Below are 2798 nucleotides of genomic sequence, written 5' to 3'. Positions count from 1 at the left end.
GACATCGTCTGCGTGATGTCGAGCGAGTAGTCCGGTGCCACCGGACCGCGGGGGCCGACGGCACCGACGGATTGCTTCCACTCGGAGCCGTTCCAGGTCCACATGTCGTCGGTGGCCAGGTCGTGCCACCACTTACCGCGATCGTCCGGGCCGAGGCCGGTCGGCAGGGCCGCGGCGGTGGCGACCTCCCCGGCCTTGATCCACGGTGCCCGCGGCAAACCCCGCGGGCCCGGGTCGCCTTGGCGTCCGGCGGGCAGCGGCAACCCCTTCGTGTCGTCGTCCACGTCGAGGTGGGCGCGGGTGATCGGCAGCCCGAACAGATCCACCTCGCGGGTGATGGTGACCTTCGCCGGGATGACGAGATCGCTCATGCGGCCCTCATCGCCAGCGCGATGTCGGCGCGCATCTCGTCGTCATCGATGAGCGCGGCCAGAGTCGGGACACCGATCAAGTCGCCGAGCCAGTCGAGCAGTTCGCGGATGCGGGCGAATGCCTCGTCGAGGTTGGGCATGGTTTCCTCCCTGGGTGAGTCAAAACAGGCCGAAGAAGTCGGCTTCCATGCCGACGTCCTTGGACAGAACCGAGACGATCTGGGTGAGCTGCTTGGTGCGGTTCCAGCCGCGCACCACCGGGTGCAGTTCCTTCGCGCCGTCACCGACGGTGAGCGTCCACCGGGGCGCGGTCTGGCGGTCGTCGGTGTGCACGGCCTCGGTGACGTAGTCGGTGAACAGCAGCTGCTCGAGCGCGAACCCGATCTGCTGCCCGACCCGGAAGTCCTTGCCGTAGATGTACGGCGCGAAGTCCTGGATCGTGACCTTGTGACTGGTGTAGCCCCGCGAGTCGTGCAGGCCTTGCAGCTTCGCCATCTGCCCGTCGATGGTGAAGGCCTTCTCCGAGCCGGTCATGAACAGCTCACGCCACGCGTACGGGCCGGCGCGCTGCACCCGGCCGATGTCGACACCGACGTCGAATGCGAGGAACACGTCGTCGAGCTGCCCGCGGTAGAGCGAGTCGAGACCGGGCACGCCGATGAGCAGACCCAGCCACGAGAGCATGTTCTTGATCGCGATCTCGATCGCGGCGTTGATGTACGACGGGGACCGGCCACCGACGAGGATGTCGGTGGCCGGCGGTTTGTGCACGGCGATCTGCATGTCGCCGAGCCCGTCGTACTCGGACTGGAAGTACCACACGTGCGGGAACCTCGTCCGCGTGCCGAGCTTCCCGCTGGCGTACGCCTGCTCGTAGTCGGTCTCGGCCCCGAAGTTCGGGTACCGCACCGGGGTGGTGCCGTCGTCGAGGAAATCCTCGAACCACGAGACGAGGCCGTCGAGCAGCGTGCCGGTCGGGCCGGTGACGTTCGACTCGTCGTCGATCCGGATCACGATCGTCGGCTGATCGAGCCAGAACCACTCGGGCGCCGGCTGTTCGTCCTCCTCGGGCAGGAACATCTCGGCGCGGATCACCAGGCCCGCATCCTTGAGGAACTGCTCGAGGAACGGGAACGCCATGTCGAACCGGGCGCTGCCGCCGGCCCACTTCGAGGTGTCGGTCCATACGTTCGTCGGCACGACCGCGATCGGCCAGTTGTCCGAACCGCGCGGGCGCTGCAGGCGGGTGATGTTCTCGTCCAGCCAGCTGGTGCAGATGGACCGCGCCGGTCCGATCTTGATCGAGTGCCGCGGGAACTGCGCCCACAGCGGCGCCCCGGGCGAGGCCCACAGGCAGGTCGTCGCCACGTGCTGCAGGTCGCACAGCGCCGACACCTCGATCGTCTCGGTGCCGTCCGCGTCGCGCAGCAGCGTGACCCGCTCGACCTTGCCCGACCACCGGTCCCCGGGGGTGTCGATGGTCAGCGGGATCATCGCGTCCTCGCCGTCGGGGTTGTTCAGCAGGTGACTGCGGAACTGGGTGTCGTGCGGCAGCTCGATCGTCGCCGTGCCGACGGCGTTGCGCTTTTTGCCGTGGACCTTGGAGAGGTAGTCGCCGACCACCCCCTCCTCTTCCATGAACTTGTTCCACACCCGCACGTAGGATTCGGGTGCCCGGTAGATCGCCTCGTCGTCGAGGTCGGCCTGATCCATGCGCCGGGCCGCGGCGCGCGCATCCCACACCGCGGTCATCAGTACGGCTCCTCGAACTTCGGGACGCCCTGCATGATGAGCTTCGACGCCAAGGTTCCTCCTTCGATGCGCACCACGATTTCCTTGCTGGTGCCGGGCAGGACCGGCTGCAGCCAGCGCCGGCCGCCGAGCTGGGCCCACACGTTGCGGCCGTCGATGCCGGTGGCCGGGGAGTACACCCGCGCGGTCCGGCGCCGCGGATGGGTGTTGATGCGCAGCTCCTCGTTCGCCGCCAGCGGCGGGGTCGAGAGCAGCCGCAGATCGTCCTCGGCGTTGAGGGGATCCTCGATCCACCACCGGCCGGGGCCGTTCATCGTGTACCGCGGCCACAGCTTGCGCTGCCCCGGGTTACGGGCGCGCAGCGTGGCCTCGTTCAACCCGAGGTTGTTGGTCCAGATGATCTCCTCCTCGAACGAGGAGTAGTCCGGGTCCATCGCCACACCGTGCATCTCGTACGTCTCGACGAACCCGAACTGCCGCTCGTCGGCCAGGTCCACCCCGAGCGTCGGTCGCGGCGCCTCCCCGCGTTGGAGCCGGATGAAGTGCCACCCGAGGTTCTGCGAGTAGAAGCACAGGTGACCCGGCCGGTCGGTCTCCCAGGACCGGAACCAGCCGGTGCGCACCGCCATCGCCTCACGGGCGGTGCGCCCGAACACGTGGACGTTGAAACGGATC

Annotated in this window: 3 protein-coding genes and 1 pseudogene; all 4 read right to left on the bottom strand. The window is 68.2% G+C overall.

The window, feature by feature from the left end:
• Positions 1-371, bottom strand: a pseudogene (locus AIIKEEIJ_RS31740) (hypothetical protein); the annotation flags it as partial.
• Complete coding sequence (locus tag AIIKEEIJ_RS31735; protein WP_161996095.1) at positions 368-511, bottom strand: hypothetical protein; 144 nt, start codon at positions 509-511, stop codon at positions 368-370. The gene AIIKEEIJ_RS31735 and the pseudogene AIIKEEIJ_RS31740, both read right to left, overlap by 4 nt.
• Positions 512-530: 19 nt before the next feature.
• Positions 531-2123 carry a Gp37-like protein gene (locus AIIKEEIJ_RS31730; RefSeq protein ID WP_161996094.1) on the bottom strand — a complete coding sequence of 531 codons (1593 nt, stop codon included), beginning with the start codon at positions 2121-2123 and terminating at the stop codon, positions 531-533.
• A partial coding sequence (locus tag AIIKEEIJ_RS31725; RefSeq protein ID WP_202917817.1) for a phage tail protein occupies positions 2123-2798 on the bottom strand: 676 nt, incomplete at its 5' end. The genes AIIKEEIJ_RS31725 and AIIKEEIJ_RS31730, both read right to left, overlap by 1 nt.

Source organism: Rhodococcus sp. YH1, from assembly GCF_009939605.1.
Taxonomy (GTDB): domain Bacteria; phylum Actinomycetota; class Actinomycetes; order Mycobacteriales; family Mycobacteriaceae; genus Rhodococcus; species Rhodococcus aetherivorans.
This window is presented reverse-complemented; position numbering and strand designations above follow the sequence as displayed.